Origin of the sequence: Caballeronia sp. dw_19, assembly GCF_018449515.1 — a bacterium.
Lineage (GTDB): Bacteria > Pseudomonadota > Gammaproteobacteria > Burkholderiales > Burkholderiaceae > Caballeronia.
This window is the reverse complement of sequence record NZ_JAAVUQ010000024.1, coordinates 74,496-92,220: the sequence shown is the minus strand read 5'-3', so window position 1 is coordinate 92,220 and position 17,725 is coordinate 74,496. Positions and strand designations below refer to the sequence as shown.

18 protein-coding genes are annotated in these 17,725 nt (G+C 60.6%); 17 read left to right on the top strand and 1 reads right to left on the bottom strand.

The window, feature by feature from the left end; genetic code table 11:
* Window positions 1-67: 67 nt before the first annotated feature.
* From fabG to nagZ, 17 genes are all read left to right on the top strand, one after another.
* Complete coding sequence (gene fabG, locus HB376_RS27060) at window positions 68-808, top strand: 3-oxoacyl-ACP reductase FabG (RefSeq protein WP_213766797.1); 741 nt, start codon at window positions 68-70, stop codon at window positions 806-808.
* 248 nt (window positions 809-1,056) lie between these two features.
* Complete coding sequence (gene acpP, locus HB376_RS27055; protein ID WP_004197638.1) at window positions 1,057-1,296, top strand: acyl carrier protein; 240 nt, start codon at window positions 1,057-1,059, stop codon at window positions 1,294-1,296.
* 146 nt (window positions 1,297-1,442) lie between these two features.
* Window positions 1,443-2,681 carry a beta-ketoacyl-ACP synthase II gene (fabF, locus tag HB376_RS27050; protein WP_213766796.1) on the top strand — a complete coding sequence of 413 codons (1,239 nt, stop codon included), beginning with the start codon at window positions 1,443-1,445 and terminating at the stop codon, window positions 2,679-2,681.
* A 34-nt stretch (window positions 2,682-2,715) separates the two neighbouring features.
* Entirely contained in the window at window positions 2,716-3,195 is a 480-nt protein-coding gene (locus HB376_RS27045) for a hypothetical protein (protein ID WP_213766795.1), read from the top strand.
* Window positions 3,196-3,290: 95 nt separating this feature from the next.
* Window positions 3,291-3,890, top strand: coding sequence for an RNA polymerase sigma factor RpoE (rpoE, locus tag HB376_RS27040; RefSeq protein ID WP_031363443.1), 600 nt, complete (start codon window positions 3,291-3,293; stop codon window positions 3,888-3,890).
* 80 nt (window positions 3,891-3,970) lie between these two features.
* On the top strand, window positions 3,971-4,600 hold the full coding sequence (locus HB376_RS27035; protein ID WP_213766794.1) for an RseA family anti-sigma factor: 630 nt from the start codon (window positions 3,971-3,973) through the stop codon (window positions 4,598-4,600).
* A 3-nt stretch (window positions 4,601-4,603) separates the two neighbouring features.
* On the top strand, window positions 4,604-5,647 hold the full coding sequence (locus HB376_RS27030; RefSeq protein WP_213766793.1) for a MucB/RseB C-terminal domain-containing protein: 1,044 nt from the start codon (window positions 4,604-4,606) through the stop codon (window positions 5,645-5,647).
* 19 nt (window positions 5,648-5,666) lie between these two features.
* Window positions 5,667-7,274 (top strand): DegQ family serine endoprotease, encoded by a 1,608-nt coding sequence (locus tag HB376_RS27025; RefSeq protein ID WP_213766792.1) that lies wholly within the window; start codon window positions 5,667-5,669, stop codon window positions 7,272-7,274.
* Window positions 7,271-7,564 (top strand): glutaredoxin family protein, encoded by a 294-nt coding sequence (locus HB376_RS27020; protein WP_213766827.1) that lies wholly within the window; start codon window positions 7,271-7,273, stop codon window positions 7,562-7,564. Before HB376_RS27025 ends, HB376_RS27020 begins: the two co-directional genes overlap by 4 nt.
* Window positions 7,565-7,695: 131 nt before the next feature.
* Window positions 7,696-9,486, top strand: coding sequence for a translation elongation factor 4 (lepA, locus tag HB376_RS27015; protein ID WP_213766791.1), 1,791 nt, complete (start codon window positions 7,696-7,698; stop codon window positions 9,484-9,486).
* A 21-nt stretch (window positions 9,487-9,507) separates the two neighbouring features.
* The gene (gene lepB, locus HB376_RS27010; protein ID WP_213766790.1) at window positions 9,508-10,401 is read left to right on the top strand and encodes a signal peptidase I; all 894 of its coding nucleotides are present in this window, start codon (window positions 9,508-9,510) and stop codon (window positions 10,399-10,401) included.
* A gap of 212 nt (window positions 10,402-10,613) precedes the next feature.
* Window positions 10,614-11,975, top strand: coding sequence for a ribonuclease III (gene rnc, locus HB376_RS27005; RefSeq protein ID WP_213766789.1), 1,362 nt, complete (start codon window positions 10,614-10,616; stop codon window positions 11,973-11,975).
* Window positions 11,976-12,082: 107 nt separating this feature from the next.
* Window positions 12,083-12,982, top strand: coding sequence for a GTPase Era (era, locus tag HB376_RS27000; RefSeq protein WP_089159199.1), 900 nt, complete (start codon window positions 12,083-12,085; stop codon window positions 12,980-12,982).
* Window positions 12,969-13,892, top strand: a complete 924-nt coding sequence (recO, locus tag HB376_RS26995) for a DNA repair protein RecO (protein WP_213766788.1) — start codon at window positions 12,969-12,971, stop codon at window positions 13,890-13,892. Before era ends, recO begins: the two co-directional genes overlap by 14 nt.
* On the top strand, window positions 13,889-14,662 hold the full coding sequence (gene pdxJ, locus HB376_RS26990) for a pyridoxine 5'-phosphate synthase (RefSeq protein ID WP_213766787.1): 774 nt from the start codon (window positions 13,889-13,891) through the stop codon (window positions 14,660-14,662). Before recO ends, pdxJ begins: the two co-directional genes overlap by 4 nt.
* Before the next feature lie 40 nt (window positions 14,663-14,702).
* Window positions 14,703-15,134, top strand: coding sequence for a holo-ACP synthase (acpS, locus tag HB376_RS26985; protein WP_213766786.1), 432 nt, complete (start codon window positions 14,703-14,705; stop codon window positions 15,132-15,134).
* Window positions 15,135-15,183: 49 nt separating this feature from the next.
* A complete protein-coding gene (nagZ, locus tag HB376_RS26980) occupies window positions 15,184-16,188 on the top strand; it encodes a beta-N-acetylhexosaminidase (RefSeq protein WP_213766785.1) in 1,005 nt (334 codons plus the stop codon).
* 106 nt (window positions 16,189-16,294) lie between these two features.
* Here the strand turns inward: nagZ and HB376_RS26975 are convergent, their stop codons facing one another.
* Entirely contained in the window at window positions 16,295-17,677 is a 1,383-nt protein-coding gene (locus HB376_RS26975; RefSeq protein ID WP_213766784.1) for a sigma-54 dependent transcriptional regulator, read from the bottom strand.
* Between the last annotated feature and the right edge of the window lie 48 nt (window positions 17,678-17,725).

Below are 17,725 nucleotides of genomic sequence, written 5' to 3'. Positions count from 1 at the left end.
TTCGTCGGCCAGATAGGTCAAGGTAGTGACGCAAAGCGGTCAGGCAAAACCAAGGAACGGACGAAAGATGATTCTGGACAAGCACATAGTGGTCGTGACGGGCGCGTCGCGAGGTATCGGCCGGTCGATCGCGGTCGAACTCGCGCGCCAGGGCGCGACCGTGATTGGCACGGCGACCAGCGAAAGCGGCGCCGAGGGCATTACCGAAGCATTGAAAGAGTTTGGCGGACAAAGCCGTGGCGCTGTGCTGAACGTCACGGACGCGGCCGCGAGCGAGGCGTTTATCGACGGCGTGGTCAAGGAATTCGGCGGCCTCAACGTGCTGGTGAACAATGCCGGGATCACGAAAGATCAACTCGCGATGCGCATGAAGGACGACGAATTCGACGCCGTCATCGACACCAACCTGCGTGCCGTTTTCCGCCTCTCGCGCGCCGTGCTGCGGCCGATGATGAAAGCGCGCGGCGGCCGGATCATCAACATCACGTCGGTGGTGGCGTCGTCGGGCAACCCGGGGCAGGCCAACTACGCGGCCGCGAAGGCCGGCGTGGCAGGCATGACGCGGGCGCTGGCCCGTGAAATCGGCAGCCGCGGGATCACGGTGAATTGCATTGCGCCGGGTTTTATCGACACCGACATGACCAAGGTCCTGCCGGAAGCGCAGCGTGCGGCGCTCACAGCACAGATACCACTCGGCCGACTGGGCAGTCCGGAAGATATCGCTCATGCTGTGGCTTTCCTTGCTTCGCCGTACGCGGGGTACATCACGGGTACGACGCTCCACGTGAACGGCGGCATGTACATGTGACAGGCATTTCGTTAATATCCGCGCCTTGTGGCGGGTGCGCAAAGTGCTGATTTAAAGCACGGTGCGCGGGATGCGAAATTTGCTGTCAGAAGTGTTAAGCAGGAAAGGGCGCAGGAAAGGACGTGACAGGCATCAAAGGCATGTCACGCGCCAAACAAAGCTGATTTCGTGCGTGGGTATTTACGGGTACAAACCTGATAAAATGCGCGCACTTGTGTTTTTGAACTACATTTCCCTCGGAGGGCTGCATGGACAATATCGAACAGCGCGTGAAGAAGATCGTCGCCGAACAACTGGGCGTCGCCGAAGCTGAAATCAAGAACGAAGCTTCGTTCGTCAACGATCTGGGCGCTGACTCGCTCGACACCGTCGAACTCGTGATGGCTCTCGAAGACGAATTCGGCATGGAAATCCCTGACGAAGAAGCCGAGAAGATCACGACGGTTCAGCAAGCGATCGACTACGCTCGCGCCAACGTCAAGGCCTAAAGCCCGACGCGCAAGCTGCTTCTACACTATTCGGGGTTGACGCTCTGTCGCGATTCGAACCGATTTAACAGCCACAGGGCTCACAGGGCAATTTCCTGTGGATCTTGTGGCTTTTGCTTTTTGTCATTTATGGATAAGGGGTTACTGTGAGCCGTCGTCGTGTTGTTGTTACAGGCCTTGGGCTGATTTCGCCTGTCGGCAATACCGTTGCCGACGGCTGGGCCAATCTGGTCGCTGGCAAGTCGGGCATTGCCGAGATCACGAAGTTCGATGCCACGAACTTCTCCACGCGCTTTGCCGGCGAAGTCAAAGGCTTCAATGTCGAAGACTATATGCCGGCCAAGGAAGCGCGCCACATGGATACCTTTATCCATTACGGCATTGCTGCCGGTGTGCAAGCCATGCAGGACAGCGGACTGGAAATTACCGAGGAAAACTCGGAGCGCGTGGGTGTCGTGGTCGGTTCGGGCATCGGCGGCTTGCCGATGATCGAAATCACGCAAACGGAATTGCTGAATCGCGGCCCGCGCCGGATTTCGCCGTTTTTTGTACCGGCGTCGATCATCAACATGATCTCCGGCCATCTCTCCATCCGCTTCGGTTTGAAAGGACCGAATCTTGCCATCGTGACTGCCTGTACGACGGGGCTGCATTGCATCGGCGAAGGCTCGCGGCTGATCGAATACGGCGACGCCGACGTGATGATTTGCGGCGGTTCGGAAGCGACCGTATCGCCATTGGGTGTCGGCGGCTTCGCGGCTGCGCGCGCGTTGTCGCAGCGCAACGACGACCCGGCTACCGCCAGCCGTCCGTGGGACAAGGATCGGGACGGTTTTGTACTGGGCGAAGGCGCCGGCGTGATGGTGCTCGAAGAGTATGAGCACGCGAAGGCGCGCGGCGCGAAGATTTACGCGGAAGTCAGCGGCTACGGCATGAGCGGCGACGCGTATCACATGACCGCACCGCCGGAAGACGGCGACGGCGCCCGCCGCAGCATGCGCAATGCGTTGAAAAACGCCCAGGTCAATGCGGACGAGGTGCACTACCTGAACGCTCATGGCACATCCACGCAGCTCGGTGATCTGGCCGAGACCATCGGTATCAAGAATGCCTTCGGCGACCACGCGAAGAAGATCGTGGTGAATTCCACCAAATCGATGACGGGCCATCTGCTCGGCGGCGCCGGTGGACTGGAATCGGTCTTCACCGTGCTGGCGCTGCATCACCAGCTCTCGCCGCCCACCATGAACATCTTCAACCAGGATCCGCAATGCGACCTGGACTACTGCGCGAACGAAGCGCGGAACATGAAGATTGACGTGGCGCTGAAGAACTCGTTCGGTTTCGGCGGTACGAACGGCACGCTCGTTTTCAAGCGGCATTGAGCGGCGCGCGCCTGATCGTCGGGGAAATGGGCGAATGACAAGCGCGCAGATTCTTTTGCCGGAGACGTCCGCGGACTTGCTCGCCGATTCCCCGCGCCGGCACACACTCCGTCCCTCACTGTTCCTGTGGGGCGCTACCGCGGCGTTCGTGGCGGTAGGGGCGGCATCGGTATTCCATTGCATGGCGGCTTACGCCGGACTGTTCAGCGGGTGCGTAGCGGCGTTGACCGTGATTGCCGCGCTGGCCACTGCGGCCTTGGGCGGCGAGCGGCGCCGCCCCGTCGCGTTCGAAATCGGACAAGATGGTTTGACCACATGGGATCGCGCGGGGAACGCGCAATACCGGCGTATTACAGGTTGCGCCCAGTGGAGCGACCGCTTGCTTGCCCTCATCCTGGTCCCGGCGAAAGGCCACCCAGCATCGTTTCTGGTGGCCGCCGACGCGCTCGCCAATGCCTCCGCGTTCCGCGAACTGGCCGTGCGCGCCCGGCGTTGCGCCCAGGAACATCTGTAACGCGTGTAACCGCCGGTCAGCATCCGGCGTGTTCCGGCGGCGTAACGCTACAATAGCCCTCCGCGTAGCACCCCCAAAGTTAACGGATTTCCCAGGTGAGCGAAAAAGAAATCGATCAGGTACTGGTCGAACGCGTGCAAAAGGGCGATAAAGCAGCGTTCGAGCTACTGGTCGCCAAATATCAGCGCAAAATCATCCGGCTTATCTCCCGTCTCGTGCGGGATCCCGCCGAGGTTGAGGACGTCGCGCAGGACGCCTTTATCAAGGCTTATCGCGCGTTGCCGCAATTTCGCGGAGAATCGGCGTTTTATACTTGGCTTTACCGGATTGCGGTCAACACCGCGAAGAACTACCTTGCCACTCAGAGCCGTCGTGCTCCAACTTCTACCGAAGCTGATGCAGAAGAAGCGGAAACTTTCTCCGATGCAGACCAACTAAGGGATATCAACACGCCTGAGTCGATGTTGATGAGCAAGCAGATCGCACAGACGGTCAATGCTGCAATGGCGGTTTTACCGGAAGAGTTGCGCACCGCCATTACTCTTCGTGAGATTGAAGGTCTGAGCTACGAGGAAATTGCCGAGATGATGAATTGTCCAATTGGGACCGTCAGATCAAGAATTTTTCGTGCTCGCGAAGCCATTGCGGCAAAATTGCGTCCGTTGCTGGACACTCCCGAAGGCAAGCGCTGGTAACAGCGAGGTTGCGCGGGGCAGGGACGCGGTATCTGAGTCAGGTAGTGTCACTACGGGGTGCAGTCAAGATGGGGAGCATCATGGGGTCGGTTTCGGTGCAATCGCAAGCTAGCTCGCGAGGCGAGCGTCTGTCCGCTTTTGTCGACGGAGAATCGTTCGACGGTTCGGGCGACATCAGTCAGTTTCTTTCCGGGTTTACGCAGAAGGATCGCGCGTCGTGGTCGGATTTCCACTTGATCGGCGACGCCCTGCGTTCCGACGATCTCGCGGCGAGTCCTGCAGCCAGCAGCGCGTTCATGAACGCGTTCTCGGCGCGCTTCGAGGCGGAAGCGCATGTATTCGCGCCCGCGGCCATTCCGGCGGTCTCTACGGAACGCCTGCGTTCGCGGCTGTTCCGCCGCCGCGTAGTACCGGCTTTCGCCGTCGCGGCTGCTGCAGCCACGCTGACGTGGATCGTCGTGCCGCAATTGCAGGGCGTGGACGGCCACAACGGCGCGCAGACGGCGTCCTTGTCGTCGGATCATGTGCAGCGCGTGGCCATGGCTTCCATGCCTGCTGCCAGCATGCGTTCACCGGTTGTCGAAGCGAATATCATTCGCGACGCGAGCCTGGACCAGTATCTCGAAGCGCATCAGCAATTCTCCCAACAGCCCGTCATGCCGGGCTCGATGCCTTTGATTCGCACTGCGGCTACCAGCCAAGGCCAATAACTGATGCAACGTGTGCGGTTGAAGAAAACGACTCATTGGGGGCGGTTGCCGGCGTTGATGTTCTGCGCAGCCGCGTTGTTATCCGCGGCATCGAGTGCTTTTGCGCAAGGCGACGATTCTGCCGCCGCGCGCAAGTCCGCTGCGGAACTGCTCAACCGGATTCACGACGCCGCACAGCAGCAGAACTACGAGGGCACCTTCGTCTACCAGCGTGGGACAACGGTGCAATCGTCGCGGATTACCCATTCGGCGGCGCGCAGCGACGGTGAGTTCGAGTCGCTGGAAAGTCTGGACGGCGCGCCTCGCAAGATGCTTCGCCACGACGACGACATGTACACGTTCGTACCCGAACGGCATTTGGTAATCGTCGAAAAACGTCTGAACAAGGACGCGTTTCCGTCGTTGCTGACGACCAGCAGCGAGCAGGTCCTGACGGTGTATGAGCCCAAAATGCTGGGTCCGGACCGTGTAGCCGGGATCGACAGCCAGGTGATCGAGCTCGATCCGAAAGATGCCTTGCGCTTTGCCTACAAGCTCTGGGCCGATTCGAAAACCGGTCTTCTGCTGCGCGCGCAGACGCTTGGGCCCGACGGCCAGGTGCTTGAACAGCTTTCATTCTCGCAAGTGCAGATTGGCGGTTCCGTGGACCGCGCTGCCATTGCGAACGGGATCAAGAACATAGCCGGATGGACGGTCGTGCGTCCGCCGGTTGAGCCTGTCGATATGGAAGCGCAGGGCTGGAAAATAACGCCTGCCGTGGCGGGTTTCCGCGAGATTCGGGAGTTGCGCCGGCCGATGGCGTCGCGTGAACAGGGCCAGCCGCCCATTCCCGTCGATCAGGCTGTTTTCTCTGACGGACTCGCGGCAATCTCGATTTTTGTCGAGCCCGTGGAAAAAAATTCGCGCAAGGAAGGGGCTGGAGACAGCGGTGCTACACACGTGTTGGTCAAGCGCCGCGGGGATTTCTGGATTACCTTGCTTGGCGAAGTGCCCCAGGCCACGTTGCAGCAATTTGCTTCTGCCATAGAATACAAGCCTTCCAAGTAATTCCTCGGTCCACCACGATATGAGCAATCTCTCGCTGCGCACCTATTTCGCGGCCGCGGCGCTTGCCGCATGCCTGCCGCTCGCGACTTTCGCGGCCACAGCAGCGGCGCCCGCGTCGACGCCGGCGCCGGCCGCCACACCGGTCGCGGTGCCGGGAGTGAATTTGCCCGACTTCACCACACTCGTCGATAAAGTGGGTCCGTCGGTCGTCAATATTCGTACGACAACCCGCGTCAGCAGCAGTAGCAGCGATCTGCATGGCTTGCCGCCCGGCATGGACGACGGCGACATGTCGGAGTTCTTTCGCCGTTTCTTCGGCATTCCGATGCCCGGCACGCCGCGCGGCGGCGGTGGAAGCGGTGGCGGCAACGGTGGTGGTAGCGGCGGCGACCAGGGTGGCGACAGCGGCGGCAGCCAGGGTAATCGCAGTGCACCGCAGGACAGCCCTGACAATCAGGACAATTCGGAGCAGAGCAGCGGCGTGGGCTCGGGTTTCATCATGTCGGCCGATGGTTACGTGATGACCAATGCCCACGTGGTCGACGACGCGGACACCATCTACGTCACGCTCACGGACAAGCGTGAATTCAAGGCGAAGCTGATCGGTGTCGATGAGCGCACGGACGTGGCGGTCGTCAAGATCCAGGCGACGAGCCTGCCGGCCATTACCATCGGCGATTCGAACAAGGTACGTGTCGGCGAATGGGTGTTGGCAATCGGTTCGCCGTTCGGGCTCGACAACACGGTGACGGCGGGTATCGTCAGCGCGAAGGGGCGTGACACGGGTGACTATCTGCCGTTTATCCAGACCGATGTCGCGGTGAATCCGGGCAATTCGGGTGGTCCGCTGATCAACATGGCGGGCGAGGTGATCGGCATCAACTCGCAGATCTACAGCCGTACGGGCGGCTTCATGGGAATTTCGTTCGCGATTCCTATTGATGAAGCCATGCGCGTCGCCGATCAACTGAAGACGACGGGCAAGGTCACGCGCGGCCGCATTGCCGTGGCGATCGGCGAGGTCACGAAGGAAGTGGCGGATTCGCTTGGGCTTCCGAAGGCGCAGGGCGCGCTGGTGAGCAGTGTGGAAGCGGGCGGCCCGGCCGACAAGGCGGGTATCCAGCCAGGCGACATTATCCTGAAGTACAACGGCCACGACGTGGCCACGGCGACGGATCTGCCGCGCATGGTCGGTGACACGAAGCCGGGCACGAAGGCGACGATCACCGTATGGCGCAAGGGCGAGTCGCGCGATCTGCCGATCACCATTGCGGAAATGCAGCCGGACAAGGTCGCGAAGGCCGAGACCAAGAAGACGCCGCCGCCGAAGGCGAGCGCGAGCAACACGCTCGGCATTGCAGTGAGCGACATTCCGGCTGACCAGAAGAAGGCGCTGAAACTCACGAACGGTGTGACGGTGGACGCGGTGGAGGGTCCGGCGGCGCGTGCCGGCTTCCAGAAGGGCGACATCATCCTGCGGATCGGCGATACGGATATCACGAGCGCGAAGCAATTCGACGCTGTCGCGCAAAACGTCGACCCGAGCAAGATGGTCGCGGTGCTGGTGCGTCGTGGGGACAACACGCAGTTCGTGCCGTTGCGCCCGCGTGCGCCGGCGCAGAAATAAGCACGATGAGCGCGCTTAAGCTTTATGGGCGCGCGTGGTGCCACTTGTGCGAAGACTTGCGCGCCGGGCTTGAGCCGATTGCGGCTGAGTTCGGCGTCGCTATCGAGTGGATCGATATCGACGCCGATCCTGAGCTCGAAGCGTTATACGACGAACTCGTTCCCGTGCTGGTGCTGGATGGCGTGGAGTTATGCCATTACCGGCTGGACGAAACCCGAGTGCGGGATGCCCTTCAAAGCACGCACCAAAGCACGCTTTCAACCGCGCCTGGCACGCGCCTAAGTCCCTGAGCAATCGGACCTTTCCCGTAAAATCCGCCGTCGGCCCGCCTTTTCGGCTAAAATAGACAAGTTTTTCACCCCCATTTTCAAGGCGTGCTCCGCGTTTGTCTGGGCGCGCCTTTTTGCTTGATCGGCACTGAATGAATCATATTCGTAACTTCTCGATCATTGCGCACATCGACCACGGCAAGTCGACGCTGGCCGATCGCATCATCCAGTTGTGCGGCGGCTTGTCCGACCGCGAGATGGACGCGCAGGTGCTCGACTCCATGGATCTCGAGCGTGAACGCGGCATCACCATCAAGGCGCAAACTGCGGCACTGAGCTACAAAGCGCTCGACGGTCAGGTCTACAACCTGAATCTCATCGACACCCCGGGCCACGTCGACTTCTCGTACGAGGTCAGCCGCTCGCTGTCCGCTTGCGAAGGCGCGCTGCTCGTGGTCGACGCCAGCCAGGGCGTGGAAGCGCAGACGGTCGCCAATTGCTACATGGCGATCGAACTGGGCGTGGAAGTCGTGCCGGTCCTGAACAAGATCGACCTGCCCGCGGCAGACCCCGAGAACGCAATTTCAGAAATCGAAGATGTGATCGGCATTGATGCAACCGATGCCGCGCGTTGCAGCGCGAAGACCGGCCTCGGCGTGACCGACGTGCTCGAGGCGCTGATTGCCAAAGTGCCGCCGCCGAAGGGCGATCCGGACGCACCGTTGCAGGCGCTGATTATTGATTCATGGTTCGATAATTACGTCGGCGTGGTCATGCTCGTGCGCATCAAGAACGGCACGCTGCGCCCGAAGGAAAAGATCAAGATGATGGCGTCCGGCGCGGTTTATCCGGTCGAAAGTCTCGGCGTGTTCGCGCCGAAAGCCACGAATCTCGCGTCGCTGTCGGCGGGGCAGGTGGGCTTCATCATCGCGGGCATCAAGGAATTGCAGGCGGCGAAAGTCGGCGACACGGTGACTACCGTCGCGCGCCCGGCCGAAACGCCGCTGCCAGGTTTCAAGGAAGTGAAGCCGCAAGTGTTCGCGGGTTTGTATCCGATCGAAGCGAATCAGTACGACGCACTGCGTGAATCGCTGGAAAAACTGAAGCTGAACGACTCCTCGCTGCAATACGAGCCCGAAGTGTCGCAAGCACTGGGTTTCGGTTTCCGATGCGGCTTTCTCGGTCTACTGCACATGGAGATCGTGCAGGAACGGCTGGAACGCGAGTTCGACATGGACCTCATCACCACGGCCCCGACCGTGGTGTACGAAGTCGTGAAGCGCGATGGCACGCTGATTCAGGTCGAGAACCCGGCCAAGATGCCGGAGCCTTCGTACATTGAAGAAGTGCGCGAGCCGATCGTGACCGTGAACCTGTACATGCCGCAGGAATACGTGGGCGCGGTGATCACGCTTTGCACGAACAAGCGCGGTTCGCAGATCAACATGCTGTATCACGGGCGTCAGGTTCAACTCACCTACGAAATCCCGATGGCGGAAATCGTGCTGGATTTCTTCGACCGGCTGAAGTCCACGTCGCGTGGTTATGCGTCCATGGACTATGAGTTCAAGGAATATCGCGCGTCGGATGTGGTGAAGGTCGACATGCTGATCAACGGCGATAAAGTCGACGCGTTGTCGGTGATCGTGCACCGGTCGCAAAGCCAGCATCGTGGGCGTGAAGTGGCGTCGAAGATGCGCGAACTGATTCCGCGGCAAATGTACGACGTGGCAATCCAGGCAACTATTGGCGCGAACATTATCGCGCGCGAAAACATTAAAGCATTGCGTAAGAACGTTCTGGCAAAGTGCTACGGCGGCGATATCTCGCGAAAGAAAAAGCTTCTGGAAAAGCAGAAGGCCGGCAAGAAGCGCATGAAGCAAGTCGGTTCGGTCGAGATTCCGCAAGAAGCTTTCCTTGCGATTCTTCGCGTCGAAGATTAATAAAACAACCGGAAACGATTGATGAATTTTGCGTTGATTCTTTTGGTGCTCGTCATCGTGACGGGGATTGCGTGGGTGTTCGACAAACTGGTGTTCGAGCCGAAACGGCGTCGCGCAGCAGACGCAGCGGTAGTGGAATTCGATCAGCAGCAGGCACGCCTTGAACCCCGTTTCGCCGACGAAAACGCGCCGCAAACACGCGCTCGCCTGCGCGATGAAAAGCTCCGCCAGCCGTGGTACCTCGAATATTCCGCGAGCTTCTTTCCGGTGATCCTGGTGGTGTTCGTGGTGCGCTCGTTCGTAGTCGAACCATTCAAGATTCCGTCGGGATCCATGGTGCCTACGTTGCTGGTCGGCGATTTCATCCTCGTCAATAAATTCGAATATGGCCTGCGTTTGCCGATCAGCAATACCAAGCTGACCAGCGGCACGCCGCTCAAGCGCGGTGACGTGGTTGTGTTCCGTTATCCGAAAGACGAGTCGGTGGATTACATCAAGCGCGTGATCGGCCTTCCCGGCGACACCGTTGCGTACCAGGACAAGAAGCTGACCATCAATGGCAAGCCGGTTCCGGAAACGTCATTGCCTGATTTCTTCGACGACGAACGCATTGGTTATGCAAAGCAGTTCGAAGAAGATCTCGACGGCCGCAAGAATGCGATCCTGAATAACGCGCAAGTGCCGCCGTTCGTGATTGGCGCCGACGACTTCCCGTTCCGCGACAACTGCAATTACAACGCTCAAGGTGTCATTTGCAAAGTGCCGGCGGGCAACTATTTCATGATGGGCGACAATCGCGATAACAGCGCAGACAGCCGTTATTGGGGCTTCGTGCCTGATGCGAATATTGTCGGGCGCGCATTCTTTATCTGGATGAACTTCAGCAGTTTGAAGCGCGTTGGGGTGTTCCATTGAAGCGCGGTTTTGATCAGCATCACCAGCAGTAATTTCGTTCGACCACTACGCCGCGTCATCGCGGCGTAGTTGTTATTGCAAGTCATCGTTGAGCCGCCTAGAAACAGCACGAAGAATCGCGGCTAACGTGTGCTTGTCGTGTCATTTTCCTTGCGGTTTTCCGGCCTTTCAGCCGGATTCGCCCCTCCCGGCGCCCGCGTTATACTCTGCCCATGCCCTCAACCCCGTTGGAAAGCCGGCTCCAGTACGAATTTCGCAATGCGGAATTGCTGCGCCAGGCGATGACCCACCGCAGTCACAGTGCCACGCACAATGAACGACTCGAATTTCTCGGAGATTCCGTTCTAAATTGCGTGGTGGCTGCGCTTTTGTTCCAACGATTCGCAAAACTCGACGAGGGCGACCTGTCTCGCGTCCGGGCAAATCTCGTCAAGCAGCAGTCGCTTTATGAGATTGCACAGGCACTCGACGTCTCGGAGGCGTTGCGGCTGGGCGAGGGCGAGTTGCGCAGCGGCGGCTTCCGGCGCCCGTCCATATTGGCTGACACGCTCGAAGCGATCTTCGGGGCGGTGTTTCTGGACGGTGGTTTTGATGCCGCGCTTCAGGTCATCAAGCGGCTCTACACGCCAATCCTCGATCACATCGATCCACGCACGATCGGTAAAGACGCGAAGACGCTGCTGCAGGAATATCTGCAGGGCCACAAGATTGCATTGCCGACCTATACGGTCGTGGCCACGCACGGCGCGGCGCATAACCAGCAATTCGAAGTGGAATGCACGGTGCCGAAGCTCGATGTGAAGGTATCGGGTTCCGGTGCGAGCCGGCGCGCGGCCGAACAGGCAGCGGCGAAGAAGGCGCTCGATGAGTTGGCTTCCGCCGCGCCGGCCATGACGGCGAAGCCGAAGCGCAAGGGATCGCGCGCGGCCAAGCTGGCGGAACTGGAAATCGTGCCGGGCGTGACGGGCGTGCAGGCGGCGCTCGACTTGCGTGCACCGGACCGTCGTGAGCGTGCGCGTGCCGCTAGTAATAGCAATGGCGCTGGCCATGGCAGCAATACGCATAACGATCCCGAGCGTCCGGCCACTGCGCCCTTCGCGGTGATTCGCGCATCGCATGTGGAACCGTCGGCGGGTGCATTTGCCGGCGCCGAGAAAACCGAGCGGGCGACGATTCATCGGGCGGAGAAGTCGGAGAAGGCCGAGAAAGTAGCGGCCGAGGTGCCGGCGGTCGGAAGCGAGGGGACGGACAAGCCATCGGTTGCGCACGTCGAGCCAGCAGTGGATAAAGCTGTGCATAACCCGGTGGAAAAAAGCGTCGCGAAGGCAGATAGTGCAGGTGAAAAGGCGGTCACGAAGCAAGCCGACAAACAGGCCGACAAGCCTGCTGCAAAAAGTGCCGACGCGTCCCCGGTAGAGAAGCCCGCAGCCCCCGCGCGTCAGCGTGAAGACGTGCCCGCCGCGCATTCTGCTACGACCTCAAAGGGCGCAGAGAACGTTGAAGCGAAGGTAGAAGCGCACCTTGAAGAAAGCGTCGATGAAACCGTCGTACGCGCCGCCGATACCGGCCATTGACGTAAGCCTTGAAGGCCTGCCGCTAAAGCTCGCACGCTACCGATCAAAAGCATAATCCCGACGCCACGCGTCCCCACGAATTCACCGAATCTGCAGTCGCACACATTATGAACGCACCCACTCCCTCTGGTTTCCGCTGCGGCATGGTCGCGATCGTCGGTCGGCCGAACGTCGGCAAATCGACCTTGATGAACGCGCTCGTCGGGCAGAAAGTCAGCATCACGTCGCGCAAGGCACAGACCACGCGTCACCGTATCACCGGCATTCATACGCTGGACGACGCGCAGTACATTTTCGTCGATACCCCCGGTTTCCAGACCAAGCATAGCGGTGCGCTGAACCGCTCGCTGAACCGCGCGGTGACGTCGACGCTGACGTCCGTCGATGCCATTCTGTTCGTGATTGAAGCGGGCCGTTTCGGTCCCGACGACCAGAAGGTGCTCGACCTGATTCCGAACGACACGCCGTGCCTGTTGATCGCGAACAAGCTGGATCACGTCAACGACAAAGCGACGTTATTCCCGTTCATGCAGAAGATGAGCGCGCTGCACGACTTCAAGGAAATCGTGCCGATGACCGCGAAGCATGCTGATGACATCACGCGCTTGATGACGGTCGTGAAGCCGTATTTGCCGGAAGGCTCGCCTATCTACGGTGAAGACGATCTCACCGATCGCAGCGAGCGTTTTCTCGCCGCCGAGATCCTGCGCGAGAAAGTGTTCCGCTGGACCGGCGACGAATTGCCGTACACGAGCACGGTGATGATCGATAAATGGGAAACCGAAGGCCGTTTGCGCCGCATTTTCGCGACCATTCTGGTGGAACGCGACACGCATAAGGCGATGATCATCGGCCAGAAGGGTGCAAAGCTGAAGCAGATCAGCACCGAAGCGCGCCAAGACATGGAACGGCTGTTCGATGGCCCCGTGTACCTTGAAACCTTCATCAAGGTGAAGAGCGGGTGGGCTGACAACGAAGCGGGACTGCGCGCCTATGGGTACGAATGACGCGTGGATGACCCAGTCCTCCGACGCAGAATCCGATCCGCTCGCCGACGATAACTTCAGCGCCGACGAGCCTTCAACGCCCGCGCCGAAAAGGCGCCGGACGGCGTCTGCGTCTGCAAAAGCCGCTGCACCGAAAGAACCCAAAGAACCCAAAGAACCCAAAGCGCCAAGACCGCCGCGCGCCGCGCCACGCTCGGACTTTCGTATCGCGGAGCAGCCGTCGTTCGTGCTGCACAGCTATCCGTATCGCGAGACCAGTCTCGTGCTCGACGTATTTTCCCGCGATCACGGCCGCGTCGCGCTGGTCGCCAAGGGCGCCAAGCGGCCGCATTCCGCATTGCGCGGCGTGTTGCAAACGTTCCAGCCGCTGGGGTTATCGTGGACGGGGAAGGGCGAAGTCCGCACCTTGACGCAAGCCGAATGGGTCGGCGGCATGTTGCCTCTTGCCGGCGACGCGTTGTTATGCGGCTTTTACGTCAACGAATTGCTCGTCAAGTTTTGCGCCCGTGAAGACGCGCATCCGGCGTTGTTCAATCACTATGTGCTGACGTTGTCGCGTCTCGCGCACGGTGAGCCCGCGTTGCATGCGCTGCGCTCTTTCGAGCGCGTGCTGTTGCGCGAAACCGGCTACGCGATGGCGTTGAATAAAACCATCACACGCCAACCGGTTCTCGCCGATCAGAAATACGTCTTCGATCCCGAACGCGGTGTGCGCGACGCATCGGATGATGTACCGTCGCAATGGCCGGTGATCGCCGGGCAAACCCTTCTCGACATCGAGAAGGACGACTACAGCCGCCCGCAGACGGCCGCGCAAAGCAAGACGCTGATGCGCTTTCTGCTGAACGTGTATCTTGGCGGCACGCCGCTCGCCACCCGTCAAATCCTGATCGACCTGCAAAATCTATGAGCTTCTTTCTCTCGTCGCCCGCGAACGTGATCGATCTGGGTGTCAACATCGATCACGTCGCCACGCTGCGCAACGCGCGCGGCACGCAGTACCCCGACCCCATCCGCGCCGCGCTGCAAGCCGAAGAAGCGGGCGCCGACGCCATCACGCTGCACTTGCGGGAAGATCGCCGGCATATTGTCGATGCCGACGTTCACGCGTTGCGTCCGTTGCTCAAAACGCGCATGAACCTTGAGTGCGCGGTGACGCAGGAAATGCTGGACATCGCGTGTGGCGTTCGTCCGCACGACGTGTGTCTCGTGCCGGAAAAGCGCCAGGAACTGACGACCGAAGGCGGGCTCGATGTCGCGGGCCAGTTCAACGCCGTGAAGGCCGCGTGCGAGCAGTTACGTCAGGCGGGTGCGCGGGTGTCGCTGTTTATCGATGCCGATGAAACGCAGATCCGCGCCGCGCATGAAGCCGGTGCACCGGTGATCGAATTGCATACCGGGTGTTATGCCGAAGCCCACGACGAAGCGACCCGTCAGAAAGAGTTTGAGCGCGTCGCGCGTAGCGTAGATTTCGGCAATTCGCTTGGGCTCAAGGTGAACGCCGGGCACGGTCTGCATTACACCAATGTCCAGCCGATCGCGGCGTTGGAAGGCATCGTGGAATTGAATATCGGCCATGCGATCGTTGCGCACGCCATCTTCGCCGGCTGGGACAATGCGGTGCGCGAGATGAAGGCGATCATGGTGGCGTCGCGCCTCGCTGCGACCGCATCGCGATAAACGCGAGATAAACACTGACAACCCCAACTCAGGCCCAACGATGGCGATCTACGGAATAGGGACGGATCTCGTTCAGGTAAGCCGTGTAGCGGGCGTGATGGAGCGCACGAAAGGGCGTTTCGCCGAGAAGGTGCTCGGGGCCGACGAACTTCGCATTTACCACGCGCGTAACGCGCGCTCCGAACTCCGCGGTCTTGCCTTCCTCGCGACGCGTTTCTCCGCGAAAGAAGCGTTTTCGAAAGCGATCGGACTGGGCATGCACTGGCCGATGACATGGCGCGCGCTGCAAACGCTCAACGAGCCGAGCGGTAAGCCGAAGATTGTCGCGTCGGGAGAACTCGCCGACTGGATGGCGGTGCGCGGCATTACCGCCCAGGTCACGATCACCGATGAACGCGATTACGCGGTGTCGTTCGTGATCGCGGAAACCGGCGCGAGCCCGGAAGCACACACAGCAACAAAAACCCCCTGACTTTCTCGCTCCCAATTTGAACTCGTTAAAACGCACTCCCGGGCCAGTCATGCTCGACGTGGCCGGTACAACCCTCTCCGACGCCGACATTCGCCGTATCGACCATCCGATGACCGGCGGCATCATCCTCTTCGCGCGGCATTTCCAGGATCGCGCGCAGCTCGTCGCGCTGACTGACGCGATTCGCGCGGTTCGTGACGACATCCTGATTGCCGTCGATCACGAAGGCGGCCGCGTGCAGCGTTTCCGTACCGATGGCTTCACCGTCCTGCCCGCGCCGGGCAAGCTCGGCGAGCTGTGGGACCGCGACGTGTTGCTGGCAGCAAAAACCGCGACCGCGTTCGGTTATGTGCTCGCGGCGGAATTGCGGGCGTGTGGCATCGACATGAGTTTTACGCCCGTGCTCGACCTCGATTACGGGCAATCGAAGGTGATCGGCGATCGTGCGTTGCACAGCGACCCGCGCGTGGTGACCTTGCTCGCCAAGAGCCTGAACCACGGTCTCGCGCTCGCTGGCATGGCCAATTGCGGCAAGCATTTTCCGGGGCACGGGTTTGCATCGGCGGATTCGCATGTGGCCATGCCTGTGGACGACCGTTCGCTCGAGGACATTCTCGCCGCCGATATCAAACCGTACGACTGGTTGGGCATGTCCTTGGCATCGGTGATCCCGGCGCACGTGATTTACCCCCAGGTCGATGAAAAACCCGCAGGCTTTTCGCGAGTCTGGCTGCAAGACATCTTGCGCGGCAAGCTCGGTTTCAACGGCGCGATTTTCAGCGACGACCTGTCGATGGAAGCCGCCCGCGCCGGTGGAACGCTGACCGAAGCGGCCACGGCGGCGTTGACCGCAGGCTGCGACATGGTGCTGATCTGCAATCAGCCGGACGAAGCGGAGAAGGTGCTGGAGCGGCTTACGTTCGTGCAGACGAAGGCATCGCAGACCCGCTTGCGGCGGATGCGGCCACGAGGCCGCGCGTGGAGCTGGGGCAAGCTGGTGGAGCAAGTGGAATATCAGCAGGCGCGAGCGCTGGTGGCGAGCGCGTTAGGCTGAAGCGCCTGCTAACGCAGGTTGAACGTAGGCGAGTGCGGACGAGCACAACCGCACAAAAAAGCCGCTGGTTCGAAAGAACGAGCGGCTTTTTCAATCAAGGACCCAATCACTCCAGCTTCATGCGCTGGAGCTTGTTGTAAAGCGTCTTCGGGCTGATCCCAAGCAGCGTCGCCGCGCGATGCCGCGTGCCGCCCACCGCCTCAAGCGTCGCACGAATCAGCATGTCCTCGACATCGGCGAGTGCCGTGCCCACCGTCACCTGCACGCTGCTGCCGTTCAGTCCACGCCCGCCCGCACCGCCTTGCTCATCGGCGCGCAAGGTTTCGATGACATCGCCGGATGCGTGATACGCGCGGCGTACCCGTTCGCGTAGTTCGCGCACATTGCCGGGCCATTCGGTTGTCAGGCACTCGCGAATGAAATCCGGGCTCACGCGTTTGGGCGCGCCGCTCGTAATGCCGCTCACATGGTTCTCGCGATTTAGTTCATCGACGAAATGCTCGGCCAGCAAGGCGATGTCGTCGCCCCGGTCGCGCAAGGGCGGCAACGCAATCGACGACGCATTCAGGCGCAGGAACAGATCCTCGCGCAATTTCCCATCGGCGACGGCGTCTTTTACCGGCGTACGCGTCGCGGCGAGCAGGCGGAAGTCCGTCACGATCTTGTTGCTGCCGCCGACCCGCATGAAGGTCTGCGAATCGAGCGCGCGCAGAAGCGCTTCCTGCTGCGGGATCGGCAATGCATCGATCTGGTCGAGGAACAGCGTTCCGCCTCCAGCTTGCTCAAGCAAGCCGGGTTCGCGGTTCTCCGCGCCGGCAAACGCACCGCGTTCGTGGCCGAACATCAGGCTTTCCATCGAACGATTGCTGGTCTCGTTGGCCGCAGCGCAATTGAACGAAACGAACGGACCTTTGCGGCGCCGGCTCATCTCGTGCAGCGTGCGAGCGGCGACTTTCTTGCCCGTGCCGCTTTCGCCGCAGATCAACACGGCGGCTTCCGTAGGCGCGGTGTGTTCAATCAGATCGTAGACATGCTGGATCGCACCGCTGCGCCCGAGCAATCCCCCGAAATAGCCGAGTTCGCGCAGCGTCGAGCGTAACGCCCGTACTTCTTCCGTCAGCTCGTAAGGGCGCGGAATACGGGCGAGCAGGCTGCGCAGGCGCGGAATGTTGACCGGCTTCAGCAGGTAATCCCAGATCCCTTGCCGCAAGCCTTCGATCGCGCTTTCCACCGTCGCGTTTCCCGTCATCACAATCACAGGCAATGCGCCGCCGGGCGGTTGCGCCGGCAGGTTGTGGAGCAGGTCGAGACCGCTGCCGTCGGGCAGGTTCAGGTCGACCAGCACGACGTCCGGGATGAAGCGCGTCAGCGCCGAGCGCGCTTCGGCGAGCGTGGTCGCGGTATCGACGGAAAAACCGTCGGCCGCAAGGATGGCGGACAGGCCGGAAAGGCTATTGGGATCGTCTTCGACAATCAAAGCGTGTGGCATGGCGGACACAACGTATTAAATGGTCTGAAATTCGTTCCGCGCCGGTCG

What these genes read in the sequence shown, in the direction of transcription:
- lepA (WP_213766791.1), top strand. Translation starts at nt 7,696, where the DNA reads ATGAATCATATTCGTAACTTCTCGATCATTGCGCACATCGACCACGGC.
- pdxJ (WP_213766787.1), top strand. Translation starts at nt 13,889, where the DNA reads ATGAGCTTCTTTCTCTCGTCGCCCGCGAACGTGATCGATCTGGGTGTC.
- lepB (WP_213766790.1), top strand. Translation starts at nt 9,508, where the DNA reads ATGAATTTTGCGTTGATTCTTTTGGTGCTCGTCATCGTGACGGGGATT.
- acpS (WP_213766786.1), top strand. Translation starts at nt 14,703, where the DNA reads ATGGCGATCTACGGAATAGGGACGGATCTCGTTCAGGTAAGCCGTGTA.
- HB376_RS27030 (WP_213766793.1), top strand. Translation starts at nt 4,604, where the DNA reads ATGCAACGTGTGCGGTTGAAGAAAACGACTCATTGGGGGCGGTTGCCG.
- recO (WP_213766788.1), top strand. Translation starts at nt 12,969, where the DNA reads ATGGGTACGAATGACGCGTGGATGACCCAGTCCTCCGACGCAGAATCC.
- fabG (WP_213766797.1), top strand. Translation starts at nt 68, where the DNA reads ATGATTCTGGACAAGCACATAGTGGTCGTGACGGGCGCGTCGCGAGGT.
- nagZ (WP_213766785.1), top strand. Translation starts at nt 15,184, where the DNA reads ATGCTCGACGTGGCCGGTACAACCCTCTCCGACGCCGACATTCGCCGT.
- HB376_RS27045 (WP_213766795.1), top strand. Translation starts at nt 2,716, where the DNA reads ATGACAAGCGCGCAGATTCTTTTGCCGGAGACGTCCGCGGACTTGCTC.
- HB376_RS27025 (WP_213766792.1), top strand. Translation starts at nt 5,667, where the DNA reads ATGAGCAATCTCTCGCTGCGCACCTATTTCGCGGCCGCGGCGCTTGCC.
- HB376_RS27035 (WP_213766794.1), top strand. Translation starts at nt 3,971, where the DNA reads ATGGGGTCGGTTTCGGTGCAATCGCAAGCTAGCTCGCGAGGCGAGCGT.
- era (WP_089159199.1), top strand. Translation starts at nt 12,083, where the DNA reads ATGAACGCACCCACTCCCTCTGGTTTCCGCTGCGGCATGGTCGCGATC.
- HB376_RS26975 (WP_213766784.1), bottom strand. Translation starts at nt 17,677, where the DNA reads ATGCCACACGCTTTGATTGTCGAAGACGATCCCAATAGCCTTTCCGGC.
- rnc (WP_213766789.1), top strand. Translation starts at nt 10,614, where the DNA reads ATGCCCTCAACCCCGTTGGAAAGCCGGCTCCAGTACGAATTTCGCAAT.
- acpP (WP_004197638.1), top strand. Translation starts at nt 1,057, where the DNA reads ATGGACAATATCGAACAGCGCGTGAAGAAGATCGTCGCCGAACAACTG.